Genomic DNA, 19,287 nt, shown 5'->3' on the forward strand with positions numbered 1-19,287 from the left:
CCCAAAATGAAAGAAGCCTATGCGATATTGTTGATGGAGAAATTTACTTATTACCTGAGGCAGCATCGATTATATACCCGCACACTTGGCATTATTTGAGTTTATAGAAATGAGGGGATCACTAAGGTGTGATCCCCTTCCCGTGATTAACAGGAAGGGGGAAGTCCGTTTAGCACTCTGTAGTGTGGTGAGTGATCCGCGTGTGCAACTCCTGTAAGGAAGTGACCTGCTGGGTTGGATCAGCCTTCAGTGCGGTCGCCGTGGCAAAGCTGCCGTTAAGCGTGGTGTCGTAGTGTACCTTGTATTGCAAGGCGCTACGGCGGATCAGTTTTGAATCTTCGATCGCCTGACGCCCGGCGGTGGTGTTAACAATGTAGCTGTATTCGCCATTCTTGATGCGATCCTGAATGTGGGGCCGTCCTTCACGCACTTTGTTAACCAAACGCGGGTTAATACCCGCTTCACCCAACACTACCGCTGTGCCATGTGTTGCATCAAGTTGGAAGCCCTGTTTAAGCAAGTTGGCGGCTAAATCAACCACGCGTGCCTTATCTTCGTCACGCACCGAGAGCAGCGCACGACCCGATTGCGGCATGCGACTCTGGCTGCCTAACATCGCTTTGGCAAATGCTTCGGCAAATGTCTCTCCAACCCCCATCACTTCACCCGTTGAGCGCATTTCAGGGCCGAGGATTGGGTCAACACCAGGGAATTTGTTAAATGGCAGCACCACCTCTTTCACCGAGTAGTAAGGTGGGATCACTTCCTGTGTTACGCCTTGCTCCGCCAGTGATTGACCCGCCATAACCCGTGCTGCCACTTTCGCCAAGGGTACGCCGGTAGCTTTCGAGACAAATGGCACAGTACGGGCAGCTCGTGGGTTAACTTCGATCAGGTATACCTGTTGATCTTTAACCGCAAACTGCACGTTCATCAAACCACGCACTTGCAGTTCGAACGCCAGTTTTTCTACTTGCTGACGCATCTCGTCCTGGATCTGCTGGCTTAGCGTATAGGCAGGTAGGGAACAGGCTGAGTCGCCTGAGTGTACCCCGGCCTGTTCGATATGCTCCATAATGCCGCCAATCAGCACCCGTTCACCGTCACAGATCGCATCAACGTCAACTTCTACTGCATCATCAAGAAAACGATCGAGCAGAACCGGCGCATCGTTAGAGACGCTGACAGCCTGTTGGAAGTAACGGCGCAGATCGGTTTCATCGTAGACAATCTCCATCGCCCGGCCACCGAGCACGTAGGAAGGGCGCACAACCAGCGGATAACCAATCAGTGCTGCCTTCTCTACCGCTTGTTCGATATCAGCCACCGTGGCGTTGGCAGGTTGTTTCAAGCCCAAACGGTTAACCGCTTGCTGGAAACGTTCGCGATCTTCCGCGCGATCAATGGCATCTGGGCTGGTGCCGATAATCGGCACACCTGCGGCTTCCAACTCACGCGCCAGTTTGAGTGGCGTTTGTCCACCGTACTGCACAATCACCCCTTTTGGCTGCTCAATGCGTACAATTTCCAGCACATCTTCTAACGTTACCGGTTCAAAATAGAGTCGATCTGAGGTGTCGTAGTCTGTGGAGACCGTTTCTGGGTTACAGTTGACCATGATGGTTTCATAACCATCTTCACGCAGTGCCAGCGAGGCATGAACACAGCAGTAATCAAACTCGATACCTTGGCCAATACGGTTCGGCCCACCACCCAATACCATCAGTTTTGGCTTGTCTTGGTTCGGGTTGGCTTCACACTCTTGCTCATAAGTAGAGTACATGTAGGCAGTATCGGTCGCGAACTCGGCCGCACAGGTATCGACCCGCTTATACACTGGGTGCAGATTGAAGCTGTGGCGCAATGTGCGGATCTCTTTTTCTTTTACTGCCAGCAGCTTAGCCAGGCGAGCATCGGCAAAACCTTTGCGTTTCAACTGGCGCAGGAATGGTGCATCCAAGCCATCGATACCACGTTGCACAACCTGTTCTTCCAGCCGCACTAACTCCTCAATTTGTACCAGGAACCAGCGATCAATATTGGTCAGATTGAAGACGCCATCTACCGAGAGACCCGCACGGAAGGCATCGGCGATATACCAAATACGCTCGGCGCCGGCTTCTTTTAACTCACGACGGATTTTGCCCAGAGCGTCAGCATCGTCAAGGTTAACTTTGGCATCAAAACCGGTGGCTCCTAACTCGAGGCCACGTAGCGCTTTTTGCAATGATTCTTGTTGGGTACGGCCGATCGCCATCACTTCACCAACCGATTTCATCTGGGTGGTGAGCCGATCATTGGCACCAGCAAATTTTTCAAAGTTGAAGCGGGGAATTTTGGTCACTACGTAGTCGATAGCGGGCTCGAAAGAGGCCGGTGTACGTCCGCCAGTGATGTCATTCATCAACTCATCCAGGGTGTAGCCCACCGCCAGTTTGGCAGCGATCTTGGCGATCGGGAAGCCGGTCGCTTTTGAAGCCAGCGCGGATGAACGCGAGACTCGCGGGTTCATTTCAATCACGATCAGGCGGCCATTTTTCGGATTAACGGCAAATTGTACGTTGGAGCCGCCAGTTTCAACCCCGATTTCACGCAGTACCGCCATCGAGGCGTTACGCATGATCTGGTACTCTTTGTCGGTGAGCGTCTGTGCCGGTGCGACCGTGATTGAGTCACCGGTATGGATCCCCATCGCATCGAAATTCTCAATCGAGCAGACAATAATGCAGTTATCATTCTTGTCGCGCACGACCTCCATTTCGTACTCTTTCCAGCCAATCAGTGATTCATCAATCAACAGTTCATTCGTCGGCGACAGATCGAGGCCACGCGTGCAAATCTCTTCAAACTCTTCACGGTTGTAGGCAATGCCGCCACCGGTACCGCCCATGGTAAATGAGGGGCGAATAATGCAGGGGAAGCCGACATCCGCCGCCACGGCAAGCGCCTCTTCCATTGAGTGAGCAATACCGGAACGGGCGGTATCCAGCCCAATTTTCTTCATCGCTACATCAAAACGGCGGCGATCTTCTGCTTTGTCGATCGCATCAGCCGTGGCGCCAATCATGGTGACGCCAAACTCATCCAGCACCCCCTGACGCTGTAGCTCTAGCGCACAGTTCAGCGCTGTCTGGCCACCCATCGTCGGAAGCACTGCATCAGGGCGCTCTTTCTCAATAATTTTACGCACCACTTGCCAGTGGATCGGTTCAATGTAAGTAGCATCCGCCATTTCAGGATCGGTCATGATGGTTGCCGGGTTCGAGTTGACCAAGATAACCCGGTAGCCCTCTTCACGCAGTGCCTTACAGGCTTGCGCACCGGAGTAATCAAACTCACAGGCTTGGCCGATGACAATCGGCCCAGCACCAAGGATCAGGATGCTTTTTATATCAGTACGTTTTGGCATGGTGTTAGGCTCCTGACGATTGGGCGTTGGAACGGTAGATCTTGATCAGCTCAATGAAGTGATCAAACAGCGGTGCGGCATCATGTGGACCGGGGCTGGCCTCTGGGTGCCCCTGGAAACCGAACGCCGGCTTATCGTTGTGGTGAATACCTTGCACCGTCTGATCAAACAGCGATTTATGCGTAACACGCAGCGTAGCGGGCAGATTGTGCTCATCAACGGCAAAACCGTGGTTTTGCGCAGTGATCATCACCCGCTGGTTAGCTAAGTCTTTCACTGGATGGTTACCGCCGTGGTGCCCTAACTTCATTTTCACCGTACTGGCACCGCTGGCGAGAGCCAACAGTTGGTGACCTAGGCAGATACCAAACAGCGGGATACCCGTGGCCAGTAACTGCTGAATAGCCGTGATGGCATAATCACAAGCGGCCGGATCACCCGGGCCGTTCGACAGGAAAATGCCGTCCGGTGCTAGGCTTAGCACCTCTGCCGCTGAGGTTTGGGCTGGAACCACCGTTAACCGGCAGCCACGATCGACCAGCATACGTAGAATATTGCGTTTTACCCCATAATCGTAGGCGACGACATGGTAGGGAAGCTCGCTGGCTGCTTTCACTGCCGGCAATTCACCGGCCAGCGTCCAGCTACCCTGTTGCCACAAGTAGGCGGACTGGGTCGAAACCTCTTTCGCCAAATCCATTCCCTGTAGCCCAGGGAATGCCTTCGCCTGTTGCAGTGCATACTCAGCATCCAGATGTTCACCTGCAATAATACAACCGTTCTGTGCACCTTTTTCACGTAGTAGACGAGTCAGTTTGCGGGTGTCGATATCAGCAATCGCTACGATGTTGTTACGTTTCAAGTAGTCGGAGAGGTTTTCTTTGCTGCGGTAGTTACTGCTGATTAGCGGAAGATCGCGGATTACCAAGCCTTGGGCATGAACAAATGAGGATTCTTGATCGGTGGTGTTGGTACCAACATTGCCAATATGAGGATAGGTCAGGGTAACAATTTGGCGAGAATAGGAGGGATCAGTGAGGATTTCTTGATAACCGGTGATCGACGTATTGAAGACCACTTCCCCAACTGCCACTCCTTCTGCCCCGATGGCCCGACCATGGAATTGGGTTCCGTCTTCCAGAACCAATAGCGCTGACGTAATCAACATACCCTCCAATGAATAATAAAGCATAGAATTTGCATATTAATTCACACAGAGCAGCCGAAATCAATACCTGAAGCAATTTTCGGGCTGATTTGGGTAAATTGGGCGCATTCTAATGATGAGCCTCTGGTTTGTCGAGCAAAAATCGCGCGCTCTCCTTTTATTTTAACCGTTTCACTGCTTAATCACTGCCAGAGTGAAAAAATCAGCGATAAACTACTTCCCGCAAACGGTTGCTAGCTCAGAAAAAACAAAACCTGCCGTCCGAGCAACCTGCAGATCAGCAAAGACTGCATATCTCGTCTGCCAGCGACAATCACAAAAATCACCGCCCGTTGTCCAATGACCCGATAAATCACGCGATAGCGCTTAAAAAGCGAGCTGTTATCGTGATGAAAGCCGTTAACTGTGGTGGTTGATCAGCACGGGCTACTGTCTTGCTGACTCACCACCATCTACCCGCTTTGGCGCTTTTTCATTGGCATATGAAGAATATTGCTTGACTCAAGCGTTTGGTCAGTTATGCTCCTTTTTGTTACAGGTTACATATTTTTTCACACTCTTGTGTTGCACAGATTGTTTTACCGGTTGATGTTAATGATTTGAATAACTATGTTTTTATTCTTGTTCTTGCCATGTCTGCCATTGAGCTTTCTGTGATGATGATCATTTATTTGTGAAACAATATGGTTGATTATTAACCTTATAACAAAAAATAACACTCTTTGAACCAAGACATTGCTCGTTGCAATCAGGAGAACGGATGATCCCATCAGAGCGCCGCGATTTCATCTATCGCTATGTACATGAATATCAACTGGCCAGCATCGCGGTGTTAGCCGAGTTGATGAATGTTTCTCATATGACAGTACGGCGCGATATTCGTCAGTTAGAAGAGGAAGGCAAAGTCATCAGCGTGAGTGGGGGTGTGCGGCTGAGTGATGCCTTGCGTCAAGAGCTGGCTTATCAGGAAAAAGCTCAACTTCACCATCGTCAGAAGCGAGCGATCGGTCAATATGCTGCTTCTATCGTCGAGGATGGGCAGGTGATCTACCTCGATGCCGGCACAACCACCTTTGAGATCGCCCGTCATCTGGCTGAGCGCTTTAATTTAACTGTCGTCACCAACGATTTTTCTATCATCGAACACTTGATGAATCGTCCACAACTGAGTCTGTTCCATACCGGCGGAAGAGTTGATCAACGTAATTTTTCCTGTGTCGGCAGTTGTGCCGCCATGTTGTTGCAAACGCTGAATATTGATGTGGCGTTTATCAGTAGCAGTTCATGGGATCTTGAACATGGCATCTCCACGCCGTATGAGGAAAAAGTCGCGCTTAAACAGACATTATTGGAGGTCGCTCGGCGCAAAGTGCTGGTCTCCGATAGCAGTAAATATGGCAAATACGGCATGTTCCGTGTCTGCCACTTGGCAGCACTGGATGACATCATCTGTGATGCCGCTCTACCGCCCGATACGCAACAGCAACTGATGGAGCGTGGCGTGCGGTTACATAATATCAATGTAACAAATAAGTGACGGCGAAAAACAGCACAGTAGTTAACAAACATCAGCTGATATTCGGCAATATCGGTATCAAATAGGTGAATTTAGCGCACTGGCTGTTATTTCAGACTGTAAAGGCAGAATAACAACATCCCTACAGGGAAAAGGAGTATCACCATGAAGGTAATTATTACCGGTGGCGCAGGTTTTCTGGGGCAGCGTCTAGCAGCAGCACTGTTGCAAGAACAAACACTGCCGTTTAATGAACTGGTGCTGGCAGATATCCAGCAACCTCAGTCTCCAATTGATGATCCACGTGTACGTTGTGTGGCGCTTGATCTGACCGAAGCGGGGGCAGCAAATCGCCTAATCACATCCGATTGCGGCGTGTTGTTCCACTTGGCAGCCATCGTCAGTAGCCACGCCGAAAGCGACTTTGATCTCGGTATGCGAGTTAATTTCGATGCCACTCAGCAACTCCTTGAGGCAGCTCGCCATAATGCACCAGCAATGAAGTTTATTTTTACCAGCTCGCTGGCGGTATTTGGGGGTGCGTTGCCTGCGGTGGTGACTGATCAGTGCGCGGTACAGCCGCAATCCTCTTATGGCGCACAAAAAGCGATGAGCGAATTGCTGATTAATGACTATGCACGCAAAGGCTATGTCGATGGACGCGTGCTGCGTCTGCCTACCATTAGCGTGCGCCCAGGCAAACCCAATAAAGCAGCGTCTTCGTTTGCTAGCGGCATTATTCGCGAACCACTGCAAGGCGAAACCTCGGTTTGCCCAGTGTCACCAGAGCTGGCGTTGTGGGTCTCTAGCCCCAGCACCGTGGTGCGCAATTTCATCCATGCCGCAACGCTGCCAGCGCAGCAGTTTGGTCAATCACGCGTTGTTAATCTGCCCGGTATCAGCGTAACAGTGGCCGAGATGCTAGCAGCACTGCGTGCTGTCGGTGGTGAAGAGGTACACGCTCGCGTTAGCTTCGCACCTGATGAATCTATCAACCGTATTGTCGCCAGTTGGCCAGGCAAGTTCGATATCCAGCGTGCTTTGGGTCTCGGTTTCAATGTCGATCACGACTTTGAACAAATTATTCATGCCTTTATCCGTGATGATATGCAGCAGGCTGGGAACTGATTATGACAATGTATACTCCTATTATTGGGTTGGCTGTTGCCGTTTTTGTATTAATTTTTCTGGTATTACGTACCCGGGTTCATGCACTGGTTGCCATGTTGATCGCCGCGTCAATCGCGGGTCTAACCGGCGGTTTGAATGCCGCACAAACTGTTGCCGTCATCAGCAAAGGTTTTGGCGGTACACTGGGCAGCATCGGTATTGTGATCGGGCTAGGCGTGATGATGGGCAGAATGCTGGAAGTTTCTGGTGCCGCTGAACAGATCGCTTATAGTTTTATCAAATGGTTAGGCAAAAAACGCGAAGAGTGGGCGCTGGCGATCACCGGGTATATTGTGAGCATCCCAATTTTCGTTGATTCGGCATTTATCATTCTTTATCCACTGGTTAAAGCACTGGCTAAACGTGGCAAACGTAGCCTGTTAACGCTCGGTGTTGCCTTAGCCGGCGGTTTGATCGTCACCCACCATGCAGTGCCACCCACGCCTGGGCCACTCGGTGTTGCCGGTATTTTTGGTGTGGATATCGGTTCAATGATGTTGGCTGGTTTGGTGTTGGCAGTGCCTTGTGTGATCGGTATTGTTATCTATGCACGCTGGCTTGGTGACCGTTATCCCGATTTCCAGCCAGAGCAGTTGGCGCAAGAAGAGCCAGAGGATCTACGTGCTGCACACCAACGCTACCTGGCAGAGAAAGAAAATAAAAATCTGCCCGGCTTATTCCTGTCACTGCTACCGATCATCGCGCCAATTGTGCTGATTTTTGTCAATGCCGTGATCAATATGCTGGCAAAAAATCCCGAGCAGGCCTGGCTGAAAGAGAGTCTGGGTGGCCAGATATTTGCTTTCCTTGGTTCGCCAATTATTGCGATGTCAGTCAGTGTGCTGTTGGCAGTCTATACCCTGATGCCAAAGGTGAGTAAGCACGAGACATTAGAGCGTCTGGAAGAAGGGCTACAAACTGCTGGAATTATCCTGCTAGTGACCGGTGCCGGTGGTGCGCTGGGTGCTGTACTGCGTGAAAGCGGTACCGGCAATTTGATTGCACAACAGATCGCCAATTTGCCACTGTCACCGGTACTGATCCCGTTTGTGATCGCTACCATTGTGCGCTTGATCCAAGGCTCTGGAACGGTAGCAATGATCACTGCCGCATCAATTTCAGCGCCGATCGTCAGTCTACTGCCTGGTGTTAATATGCTTGCTGCAGCTCAGGCGGCTACCATGGGAGCACTGTTCTTCAGTTACTTTAACGACAGTATGTTCTGGGTTGTTAACCGGATGATGGGTATTAAAGACGTTAAAATGCAGATGATGACCTGGTCGGTACCAACCACCATTGCCTGGGCAATTAGCCTGGTCGGTGTGCTGATCCTCGATTGGGTGTTGTGATCCACCGGCAAGATTAATCGACCGAGTTTCATTTCAATCCTGATGATTGTGGTTGGCCTGCTGCCGATAGTTAACTGTCGGCAGCAGGGATTAACCGGCGATTACCGGTATCGCTGCACTGATCGGTTTGTGTTATCCGCGCGTTTTGCACAATGTGCTTTTGGATCGCCGCTTTTGCTGGCAGAACACAGCAGCAATCAATGCCTCAATACGTCTCGAAACACGCGATCGGTAGTGTCAGATGCCATAATCAATGCGTTTTTAGGCACAAAGATGTCATTCAATGCTGTTTGGCAAACGATTGAACAGATCAAAGCGGTGGCTAACGCCATAAGTTTACTTAACGTATCGACACCGACTCTGTTATTGTCGACATTCTACTGCTTACGCAGAGAGACTAACTGGAGGGAGCTAGAATTAGCTACGATAAGCCATCATTAGCAATAACCATCAAGGCAGTCAATCAATCGCATGTGAGCTCAAGACAATAACAATAGTGAGTCAATGCGCTGGTTAAAAAAACACCCACCCCCTTATCCTGTGATAAGGTAACCAAAACAGTAGCCTAGACTCTTAATTTAAACATAGTATAAGGAGCTTACGTGAAACTGGATGAAATAGCGCGTCTCGCTGGTGTTTCGCGCACTACGGCCAGTTATGTGATCAACGGTAAAGCTAAGCAGTATCGGGTAAGTGACAAAACCGTTGAGAAAGTGATGGCTGTAGTCAGGGAGCATAACTATCAACCGAATGCTGTTGCCGCAGGTTTACGTGCTGGACGAACACGATCAATTGGATTAGTGATACCGGATCTGGAGAATACCAGTTATACCCGGATCGCCAATTATCTTGAGCGACAGGCACGTCAACGCGGCTATCAGTTGCTGATCGCCTGTTCAGAGGACAAGGCCGAAAACGAAATTCGCTGTGTCGAACATCTGCTACAGCGCCAAGTTGATGCCATTATTGTCTCTACCGCTCTGCCGCCGGAACATCCGTTCTACCAGCGCTGGGCAAATGATTCTTTCCCAATTATTGCGTTGGACCGAGCCTTAGATCCGGCACATTTTGTCAGTGTGGTTGGTGCCGATCAGGAAGATGCTTGCGCACTGGCACAAGAATTGCGCAGTTTTCCCTCTAGTTCTGTGCTCTACCTCGGCGCATTACCAGAGTTGTCGGTCAGTTCATTACGCGAGCAGGGGTTTCGCCAAGCCTGGCAGCAAGATGAGCGCCCTGTCGATTATCTTTATGCCAGTAGTTATGAGCGAGCAGCGGCAGCCAAGGTATTTAGCGAGTGGCTGAACAACAACCCAATGCCACAGGCGTTATTTACCACCTCGTTTGCGCTGCTACAGGGAGTGATGGATGTCACATTGACACGTTATGGTCACTTACCAACAAACTTGGCGATTGCCACTTTTGGTGACCATGAGTTGCTCGATTTTCTCGAATGTCCTGTCTTAGCGGTTGCTCAACGTCACCGTGATGTTGCCGAGCAGGTATTGGAACTGGTGTTGGCTAGTCTTGATCAACCCAACCGACCGGAAGCGGGGATCACCCGAATGCGACGTAATCTACTGCGGCGCGGTCTGCTCAGTCGCAAATAAAAACGCTCGGCACGCCTGACTCCGGACAGCTTAGCTTCAGGCGTGCCGCCATCAACGGACAAAAAACAGGCCACTTTCCGTTTAACCTATCTCAACATAACTGTCAGATAATTAATCTACCAACCCACTCTATTTATAGATATTGTATCGTTATTTGCGATTTTTTTGTGATGTAACTCAAGAATCAGCCACAGATATATTGCCAAACCGCTCCTACTCTGGCTTGACAAGCTTTTCATCCGCTCCGTACACTCATTAAGTGGGGAATTGTGGTATAAAGTGGTGAGAAAGATCACAGGTGGGTAGCTCAGGCATGTTCCGTGGAGCAACGATGGTTAACCTCGACAGTAAGGGGCGGCTTGCCGTACCTACCCGGTACCGGGAATTACTGAACGAAGGATCACAAGGTCAAATGGTGTGTACCATTGATCTGCATCAACCCTGCCTGCTGCTTTATCCTCTACCGCAATGGGAACTGATTGAAAAGAAACTGTCTTGCCTTTCCAGTATCAATCCAGCGGAACGGCGCGTGCAGCGTCTGCTGTTAGGTCACGCGAGTGAATGCCAGATGGATAACGCAGGTCGGTTGCTGTTAGCCAGCACGCTGCGTCAACACGCTGGCCTAACCAAGGCAGTGATGTTAGTGGGGCAGTTCAACAAATTTGAATTGTGGGATGAACAGACCTGGTATCAACAAATCAGACAAGATATTGATGCTGAGCAGTCGACTTTGCAGCCGTTATCCGAGCGGTTACAGGATTTATCATTATAAGCATGTTGGAAAACGATAAACATATCACCGTATTGCTGGATGAAGCTGTTAATGCGCTCAACATTCGTCACGACGGTACTTACATTGATGGCACTTTTGGCCGTGGTGGTCATTCAGGTCAAATACTGTCCCGCTTGGGCGCTGACGGGCGTTTGCTGGCGATAGATCGTGATCCGCAGGCAGTTGCAGCGGCACAGGCAATCAGCGATCACCGTTTTAACATCATTCACGGCCCGTTTGCCGACTTGGCAGACTATGTAGAACAGCAGCAGTTGAGTGGCAAAATCGATGGCATTCTGCTCGATTTGGGTGTCTCCTCACCGCAGTTGGATGATGCCGAACGTGGTTTCTCGTTTATGCGTGATGGCCCACTGGACATGCGCATGGATACCTCAACCGGGCAGTCAGCCGCAGAGTGGCTGATGAAAGCGACCGTAGAGGATATCGCCTGGGTATTGAAGACCTTTGGTGAAGAGCGGTTTGCCAAGCGTATCGCTCGAGCAATTGTTGAGCGCAACCAGCAAGAACCAATGACTCGCACCAAACAGTTAGCAGCGTTAATCGCAGATGCCAGCCCATTTAGTGAGAAACATAAACACCCGGCAACGCGCAGTTTTCAGGCAATCCGTATCTACATCAATAGTGAACTGGAACAGATTGAACGAGCACTGGCTGGAGCGTTGACTGTGCTAGCGCCTGGAGGGCGCTTGTCGGTGATCAGCTTTCATTCGCTGGAAGATCGGATAGTGAAGCAGTTTATCCGTCACCATAGCCGGGGTGCTCAAGTGCCTGCTGGCATTCCGCTGACCGAAGCGCAACTACGTCAGATGGGCGCTGCCTCACTGAAAGCGTTAGGCAAGGTGATGCCGTCAGCACAAGAAGTGGCAGCAAACCCGAGATCACGCAGTGCTGTATTACGGGTGGCTGAGAGGATAATGGCGTGATCGGCCATGAGCGCCAAAGCTTGGTCGCGCTGATTGGCAGTGATCTGCTGCGTAATGGCAAACTGCCATTGCTACTGCTGGTAGCGGTGCTGATCTCGGCACTGTTTGTCGTCAACGTGGTACACCAAACCCGGCAGTTAATAGCAGAGCGTGAGCAGCTTGTTTTACAAAAAGATGCGCTCGATATTGAGTGGCGCAATCTGATCTTGGAAGAGAACGTTCTCGCCGATACCCTGCGGATTGAGCGTATCGCCAAGGAGAGGTTAAAGATGCAACATGTTAATCCAGAAGAGGAACATATCGTTATCAAACCATGAGCCAGTTAGCCCAGACGGAGTAAAACATAAAACATGAAAGCAGTACGCTCCGCAAGAATCAAGCGCCAGGACGATCAAGCCGGTTTTGTGAACTGGCGTTTTGCGTTGCTGTGCGGTGGCATTCTGCTGATCTTACTGGGCTTACTGCTGCGCTTGGCTTATCTGCAAGTGATTGAGCCAGATAAACTGGTCAAAGAAGGTGACCTGCGTTCGTTACGGGTACAATCTGTCCCGGCCGCACGCGGCATGATCACCGATCGCTTTGGGCGGCCGTTCGCGGTCAGCGTGCCAGTCAATGCGATTTGGGCTGATCCGAAAGAGCTGCATGAAAATGGTGGCATCAACCAAGATCCACGCTGGAAAGCACTGTCAGATGCGCTACAACTTCCGCTTGAACAACTCACCACGCGCATTAACAGCAACAGCAGAGCGCGTTTTGTCTATCTGGCGCGTCAAATCAGCCCCACCATTGGCAGTTACATTGAGCAGTTGAAGTTACCTGGCATCTACCTGCGTCAAGAAGCGCGCCGCTACTATCCGGCGGGAGAGATTGCCGCACACCTGATTGGCGTCACCAATATTGATGGTGAAGGCATTGAAGGAATAGAAAAAAGCTTTAACCCGCTGCTCACCGGCCAACCCGGCGAGCGTACCGTGCGTAAAGACCGTTTTGGTCGCGTGATTGAAGATATCTCATCAGTAGACAGCCTAGCCGCACACAACCTGACATTAAGTATCGATGAACGTTTACAGCGTTTGCTCTACCGTGAACTGGATAATGCCGTAGCATTCAATAAAGCCGAATCAGGCACCGCAGTGCTGGTTGATGTCAATAGCGGTGAAGTGCTGGCGATGGCAAACAGCCCCTCCTACAACCCCAATAACATGGCAAATACCCGCCGCGATGCGATGCGCAACCGAGCGATCACCGATGCCTTCGAACCCGGTTCAACCGTTAAGCCGATGGTCGTAATGGCAGCACTACAACGCGGTGTGGTGAAACAGAATAGCGTCATCGACACCCTGCCTTACCGCGTGAATGGACATGAGATTAAAGATGTCGCGCATTACCCTGAGCTAACATTGACTGGAATTTTACAAAAATCGAGCAATGTCGGTGTTTCTAGACTGGCGATGGCAATGCCGCCTGAAGCACTGTTGGAAACTTACGCCCAGTTCGGACTGGGTAAGCCAACCCAGTTAGGTCTAGTCGGTGAAAGCAACGGCCTGTTCCCGAAAAAACAGCGTTGGTCCGACATTGAACGCGCCACCTTCTCGTTTGGCTATGGCTTGATGGTGACACCGTTACAGTTGGCACGCGTCTACGCCACCATTGGTAGCTTTGGTATCTATCGCCCACTGTCGATCACTCGGCAAGAGCAGCCGGTTGCTGGCACACGCGTGTTCCCACAAAACATCGTTCGTCGTGTAGTGCGCATGATGGAAAGCGTGGCGCTGCCTGGCGGTGGTGGTGTGAAGGCATCAATCAGAGGCTACCGTATTGCGATCAAAACCGGCACTGCGAAAAAAGTCGGGCCGGATGGCAAATACATCAACCGTTATATCGCCTACACCGCCGGTGTCGCACCCGCCAGCCAACCACGTTTTGCCCTCGTCGTCGTCATCAATGACCCACAAGGCGGCAAGTATTACGGCGGTGCAATTTCTGCACCGGTGTTTGGTGCCATTATGTCCGGCGCATTGAAGATCATGAATGTCAAACCTGACGCACTACCCGAACATGAAGGCAATAACTTAGTCAGTAACCGTAACGGAGGATCAGGTGGCAGAACGTAATTTACGTGATTTACTCGCACCGTGGATGCCTGCCGCTCCTGCTTGCCAGCTACGGGAGATGAGCTTAGACAGCCGCTGCATCACAGCGGGGGATCTGTTCGTTGCCGTTGCAGGCCATCAAACAGATGGCCGTAGCTACATTGCACAAGCGATCAAACAGGGAGCCGCCGCCGTTGTTGCTCAAGCAACTGATCCGGCAATGCATCAAAAAGTCGAGCAGATCTGCGGAGTGCCGGTAGTCTACCTATACCAGCTCAACCGACACTTGTCGGCACTGGCTGGCGCATTTTATCAACAGCCAAGCCAGCGATTGCAGTTGGTTGGCGTCACCGGCACCAATGGCAAAACCACCATCACCCAGTTACTGGCGCAATGGAGCCAGCAACTGGGTGCGACGGCAGCGGTAATGGGCACCCTAGGCAACGGGCTATTAGGGCAGATGGTGCCGAGTGCCAATACCACCGCTTCGGCTGTCGAGATCCAACATGCGCTCAATCAGTTTGCTGATCAGGGCGCAGCACTGGTGGCGATGGAGGTCTCCTCACATGGCCTAGTACAGCAGCGGGTAGCAGCGCTTTCGTTTGCGGCTGCAGTGTTCAGTAATCTAAGTCGTGATCATCTTGATTATCATGGCGATATGGAAAACTACCAAGCAGCAAAATGGTCATTGTTTGCCGACCATCAACCACAACAGGCGATTATTAACGCGGATGATCCGGTTGGTCAGCGCTGGCTGGAAAAATTGCCCAATGCGGTGGCAGTCAGTCTGCACGGCAACCTCGCACAGAATCAACGCCCGCATTGGTTAAGCGCCAGCGCAATCCACTATCACAACAACGGCGCTAGCATCAGCTTTCGTTCCAGTTGGGGGGATGGGCAACTGGAGACTCATCTGCTGGGTGAATTTAATGTCAGCAATCTATTACTGGCATTGGCAACGCTACTTGCGCTGGGTTATCCGCTGGCAGCGCTGATCGCTACCGCTGCCGATCTGCAACCGGTTTGTGGTCGTATGGAGCGCTTTAGCGCACCTGGCAAACCGACTTTGGTGGTCGATTACGCCCACACCCCCGATGCATTGGAAAAAGCACTGGCTGCACTGCGGCTACACTGCCGTGGCCAGTTGTGGTGCCTGTTCGGTTGTGGTGGTGATCGCGATAGCGGTAAGCGTCCACTGATGGCCCGTGCCGCAGAGCAGTGGGCAGACCGCGTCGTGATCACCGACGATAATCCACGGAGTGAAGCCCCTGAGGCAATCACTGATGATATTTTGGCCGGGTTCAACAGCGCAAGCGTTGTGCCGGTGATCCACCAACGGGCAGAAGCATTGGCCTATATCATTGCCCAAGCGCAGGCGGAAGATGTCGTGCTGGTGGCAGGCAAAGGACATGAGGATTACCAATTGATTGGTCAGCATCGCTTAAACTACTCCGATCGCACCACCGTAATGCAACTACTGGGGGTGATGTGATGATTAATGTCTCGTTGCAAACACTTGCCAAACTGTTGGCCGCCGAACAGATTGGCGCTGATCGACAGATCAGTGCAGTAACCACCGACACCCGCCAGGTCAGCGCTGGCTGTCTGTTTGTCGCATTGAAAGGCGAGCGTTTCGATGGGCACGATTTTGCCGCCGATGCCCTGGCTGCCGGCGCCGGTGCGCTGCTGGTTGCCCGCCCGTTACCGCTGGATATTCCGCAACTGGTGGTCAGTGAGACACGGCTGGCATTAGGGCAGATCGCTGCCTGGGTTCGTAGCCAAGTCAACACCAAAGTGGTGGCGTTAACCGGCTCATCGGGCAAAACATCGGTAAAAGAGATGACAGCAGCGATCCTGCGTCAATGCGGCAACGTGCTCTACACCGCCGGTAACTTCAATAACGATATCGGTGTGCCATTGACGCTGCTGCGTCTACAACCCGATCACGACTTTGCCGTCATTGAGCTAGGCGCCAACCACATTGGCGAGATCGCCTACACGGTTGGCCTCACTCGCCCACAGAGTGCGCTGGTCAATAACCTGGCCGCAGCCCACTTGGAAGGTTTTGGTTCGCTGGCAGGTGTTGCTCAAGCTAAAGGGGAGATTTTTACTGGCCTGCCAACCGATGGCATCGCCATCATCAACAACGATAGTCACGATTGGCCTCACTGGCAGAAACACTTGACTGGAAACAGAGTCTGGCGTTTTTCTGGGCAGGTTGACGCCCACGCCGATTTCTCTGCCACTGGCCTGCAACTGCAACAGGGGATGACCAATTTCACCCTACACACACCGTTTGGTAGCCAGGCAATCAGCCTGCCGCTACCCGGGCGCCACAATGTCGCCAATGCATTAGCCGCCACTGCACTGGCAATGTCGGTTGGAGCCTCACTGGCGGCGGTGCGTGCGGGGCTGGCATCACTACAGGCAGTTGCCGGGCGGCTCTACCCGATCAAACTGGCGGACAATAAATTGTTACTCGACGATAGCTACAACGCCAACGTTGGCTCGATGCTGGCTGCAGTACAGCTATTGGCCGAACAGCCAGGCTACCGCTTGCTGGTTGTTGGTGACATGGCTGAGCTAGGCGAGCAGGCAGAACAGTGCCATCGCCAGGTTGGCGAGGCTGCCCGGCAGGCCAATATCGACAAAGTGATCAGCGTTGGTAACTTGAGCCAGGCAGTAAGCACAGCCAGTGCCAATGGCGAACATTATCAAGATAAAACAGCAGTGATCGCACGCGTGGCGGAATTACTGTCAACACACACGGTAATCACCGTATTAGTCAAAGGCTCACGTAGTGCCGCTATGGAGCAAGTGGTGCGTGCGTTACAGGAGAAAGCAGTATGCTAGTCTGGTTAGCAGAATATTTAGTTCAATTTCACTCAGGGTTTAACGTCTTCTCCTACTTAACGTTCAGGGCGATTGTTAGCTTGCTAACAGCGCTGTTTATATCGCTGTGGATGGGGCCGAAACTGATTAAACGCTTACAACAAATGTCATTTGGTCAGGTGGTACGTGACAATGGGCCAGAGTCACATTTTAGTAAGCGTGGCACGCCGACGATGGGCGGCATCATGATCCTGACTTCAATTACCCTTTCAGTACTACTGTGGGCTTATCCCTCAAACCCCTATGTCTGGTGTGTGCTACTGGTGCTGATTGGTTATGGCATTGTCGGCTTCGTTGATGACTACCGTAAAGTGGTGCGAAAAAATAGCAAAGGTCTGATTGCACGTTGGAAATACTTTTGGCAATCGCTACTGGCACTGATAGTGGCATTTAGCATGTATGCGGTTGGTAAGGGCACCCCCGCGACCGAACTGGTGGTGCCGTTTTTTAAAGATGTGATGCCGCAACTCGGCCTGCTCTACGTTTTGCTGGCCTATTTTGTCATTGTCGGCACCAGTAACGCCGTTAACCTCACCGACGGTTTGGATGGGCTGGCAATTATGCCAACCGTTTTTGTTGCTGCCGGGTTTGCCTTGGTCGCCTGGGCCAGTGGCAATATGAATTTTGCCAACTATCTGCACATTCCCTACCTGCGTCATGCCGGTGAGTTGGTGATTGTCTGCACCGCAATTGTCGGTGCTGGATTGGGCTTTCTCTGGTTTAACACCTATCCGGCACAAGTCTTTATGGGCGATGTCGGTTCACTGGCACTAGGTGGCGCACTCGGCACCATTGCAGTGCTGTTACGCCAGGAGTTTCTGCTGCTGATTATGGGCGGCGTGTTTGTGGTGGAAACCTTGTCAGTGATCTTGCAGGTGGGTTCATTTAAATTGCGCGGCCAACGTATTTTCCGCATGGCACCGATCCACCACCACTATGAGCTGAAAGGCTGGCCAGAACCGCGCGTGATTGTGCGTTTCTGGATCATTTCGCTGATGCTGGTGCTGATTGGCCTGGCAACGCTGAAGGTGCGTTAATCATGGTGAATTATCAGGGTAAACAAGTTGTCATTATCGGATTAGGCTTAACTGGCCTCTCTTGCGTTGACTTCTTTCTCGCGCGTGGCGTAACGCCGCGCGTAATGGATACCCGTGTTTCAGCACCTGGGCTGGAGAAATTACCTGCACAGATTGAACGCCAGCTCGGTGAACTCGATCTGGCATCGGCCGTTGCCGCCGATCTGATCGTTGCCAGCCCCGGAGTACCCTTAAGCCATCCGGTACTCCGTGCGGCCGCTGAAGCAGGGGTCGAGATTATCGGTGATATCGAACTATTCTGCCGCGAAGCCACCGCACCGATCGTAGCAATCACCGGTTCTAACGGTAAAAGCACCGTGACTACCTTGGTCGGAGAGATGGCAAAAGCTGCTGGTTGGGCGGTCGGTATCGGCGGCAATATTGGCCAGCCCGCACTGAAGCTACTCCAGCAACCAAGCCAACTCTATGTGCTGGAGCTATCTAGTTTCCAACTGGAAACCACCCACAGCTTGCGTGCCGCTGCGGCAACAATCTTGAACATCAGTGAAGATCATATGGATCGCTACCCGGAAGGGTTAGCTGCCTACCGTGCCGCCAAGTTGGGTATCTATCGTGGTGCCAGCCTCTGTGTAGTCAACGCCGATGACGCATTGACCCTGCCAGAACAAGGCGCTGATGCTCGCTGCATCAGCTTTGGCGGTGATGTTGGTGATTATCATCTCAGCCAGCAGCAGGGCGAGATTTGGCTGCAAGTGCACGCGGAAAACGTGCTCAACACCAAACAAATGCAGATCACCGGTCGCCACAACTACACCAATGCGTTAGCCGCACTGGCGTTAGCCGATGCTGTCGGATTACCGCGCTCCACCAGCTTGGCTGCTTTGCTCGCCTTCACTGGCCTGCCACACCGTTTTCAACAGGTGTGGCAACAGCACGGGGTGCGCTGGATAAACGACTCCAAAGCGACCAATGTCGGCAGTACCGAAGCTGCACTACGCGGCTTACAGATCGCAGGCAAACTCCATTTATTGCTTGGTGGTGATGGCAAATCGGCTGATTTTTCACCACTGATACCCTATCTACAAGGGGACAACATTCAGTTGTACTGCTTTGGCCGTGATGGCGCACAACTGGCAAAACTGCGTCCTGCGGTCACCACCCTGACCGAGACCATGAGCCAAGCGATGCAGATCATTGCCAGTCGTGTGAGTACCGGCGACATGGTGCTGCTGTCACCAGCCTGCGCCAGTTTGGATCAGTTTCGTAATTTTGAAGCGCGCGGCGATGAGTTTGCTCGCTTGGCCAAGGAGTTAGCACAATGAGTGCCACC

Annotated in this window: 14 protein-coding genes; 12 read left to right on the forward strand and 2 right to left on the reverse strand. The window is 51.8% G+C overall.

Annotation, left to right across the window (positions count from 1 at the left end):
• Window positions 1-169: 169 nt before the first annotated feature.
• Complete coding sequence (carB, locus tag EOJ37_RS08245; RefSeq protein ID WP_127959456.1) at window positions 170-3,409, reverse strand: carbamoyl-phosphate synthase large subunit; 3,240 nt, start codon at window positions 3,407-3,409, stop codon at window positions 170-172.
• Window positions 3,410-3,413: 4 nt separating this feature from the next.
• On the reverse strand, window positions 3,414-4,574 hold the full coding sequence (gene carA, locus EOJ37_RS08250; RefSeq protein WP_127959502.1) for a glutamine-hydrolyzing carbamoyl-phosphate synthase small subunit: 1,161 nt from the start codon (window positions 4,572-4,574) through the stop codon (window positions 3,414-3,416).
• Window positions 4,575-5,337: 763 nt separating this feature from the next.
• On the opposite strand from carA, the gene EOJ37_RS08255 reads away from it, so the two are divergent.
• From EOJ37_RS08255 to murD, 12 genes are all read left to right on the forward strand, one after another.
• Window positions 5,338-6,114 (forward strand): DeoR/GlpR family DNA-binding transcription regulator, encoded by a 777-nt coding sequence (locus EOJ37_RS08255; RefSeq protein WP_127959457.1) that lies wholly within the window; start codon window positions 5,338-5,340, stop codon window positions 6,112-6,114.
• A 144-nt stretch (window positions 6,115-6,258) separates the two neighbouring features.
• A complete protein-coding gene (denD, locus tag EOJ37_RS08260) occupies window positions 6,259-7,221 on the forward strand; it encodes a D-erythronate dehydrogenase (protein ID WP_127959458.1) in 963 nt (320 codons plus the stop codon).
• A gap of 2 nt (window positions 7,222-7,223) precedes the next feature.
• Complete coding sequence (locus tag EOJ37_RS08265) at window positions 7,224-8,612, forward strand: GntP family permease (protein ID WP_127959459.1); 1,389 nt, start codon at window positions 7,224-7,226, stop codon at window positions 8,610-8,612.
• Window positions 8,613-9,214: 602 nt separating this feature from the next.
• Entirely contained in the window at window positions 9,215-10,219 is a 1,005-nt protein-coding gene (cra, locus tag EOJ37_RS08270; RefSeq protein ID WP_127959460.1) for a catabolite repressor/activator, read from the forward strand.
• A gap of 313 nt (window positions 10,220-10,532) precedes the next feature.
• Window positions 10,533-10,991 carry a division/cell wall cluster transcriptional repressor MraZ gene (gene mraZ, locus EOJ37_RS08275; protein ID WP_127959461.1) on the forward strand — a complete coding sequence of 153 codons (459 nt, stop codon included), beginning with the start codon at window positions 10,533-10,535 and terminating at the stop codon, window positions 10,989-10,991.
• A 2-nt stretch (window positions 10,992-10,993) separates the two neighbouring features.
• Window positions 10,994-11,935, forward strand: coding sequence for a 16S rRNA (cytosine(1402)-N(4))-methyltransferase RsmH (rsmH, locus tag EOJ37_RS08280; protein ID WP_127959462.1), 942 nt, complete (start codon window positions 10,994-10,996; stop codon window positions 11,933-11,935).
• A complete protein-coding gene (gene ftsL, locus EOJ37_RS08285; protein ID WP_127959463.1) occupies window positions 11,932-12,252 on the forward strand; it encodes a cell division protein FtsL in 321 nt (106 codons plus the stop codon). Before rsmH ends, ftsL begins: the two co-directional genes overlap by 4 nt.
• A 33-nt stretch (window positions 12,253-12,285) precedes the next feature.
• Window positions 12,286-14,049 carry a peptidoglycan glycosyltransferase FtsI gene (gene ftsI, locus EOJ37_RS08290; protein ID WP_127959464.1) on the forward strand — a complete coding sequence of 588 codons (1,764 nt, stop codon included), beginning with the start codon at window positions 12,286-12,288 and terminating at the stop codon, window positions 14,047-14,049.
• A complete protein-coding gene (gene murE / locus EOJ37_RS08295) occupies window positions 14,036-15,520 on the forward strand; it encodes a UDP-N-acetylmuramoyl-L-alanyl-D-glutamate--2,6-diaminopimelate ligase (RefSeq protein ID WP_127959465.1) in 1,485 nt (494 codons plus the stop codon). Before ftsI ends, murE begins: the two co-directional genes overlap by 14 nt.
• A complete protein-coding gene (gene murF, locus EOJ37_RS08300; RefSeq protein ID WP_127959503.1) occupies window positions 15,520-16,881 on the forward strand; it encodes a UDP-N-acetylmuramoyl-tripeptide--D-alanyl-D-alanine ligase in 1,362 nt (453 codons plus the stop codon). The genes murE and murF overlap by 1 nt, the downstream gene beginning before the upstream one ends.
• A complete protein-coding gene (gene mraY, locus EOJ37_RS08305; RefSeq protein WP_127959466.1) occupies window positions 16,875-17,957 on the forward strand; it encodes a phospho-N-acetylmuramoyl-pentapeptide-transferase in 1,083 nt (360 codons plus the stop codon). Before murF ends, mraY begins: the two co-directional genes overlap by 7 nt.
• Window positions 17,958-17,959: 2 nt before the next feature.
• Complete coding sequence (gene murD, locus EOJ37_RS08310) at window positions 17,960-19,279, forward strand: UDP-N-acetylmuramoyl-L-alanine--D-glutamate ligase (RefSeq protein WP_127959467.1); 1,320 nt, start codon at window positions 17,960-17,962, stop codon at window positions 19,277-19,279.
• Window positions 19,280-19,287 lie beyond the last annotated feature (8 nt).

The organism is Serratia microhaemolytica, from assembly GCF_004011885.1.
Classification (GTDB): domain Bacteria; phylum Pseudomonadota; class Gammaproteobacteria; order Enterobacterales; family Enterobacteriaceae; genus Serratia_G; species Serratia_G microhaemolytica.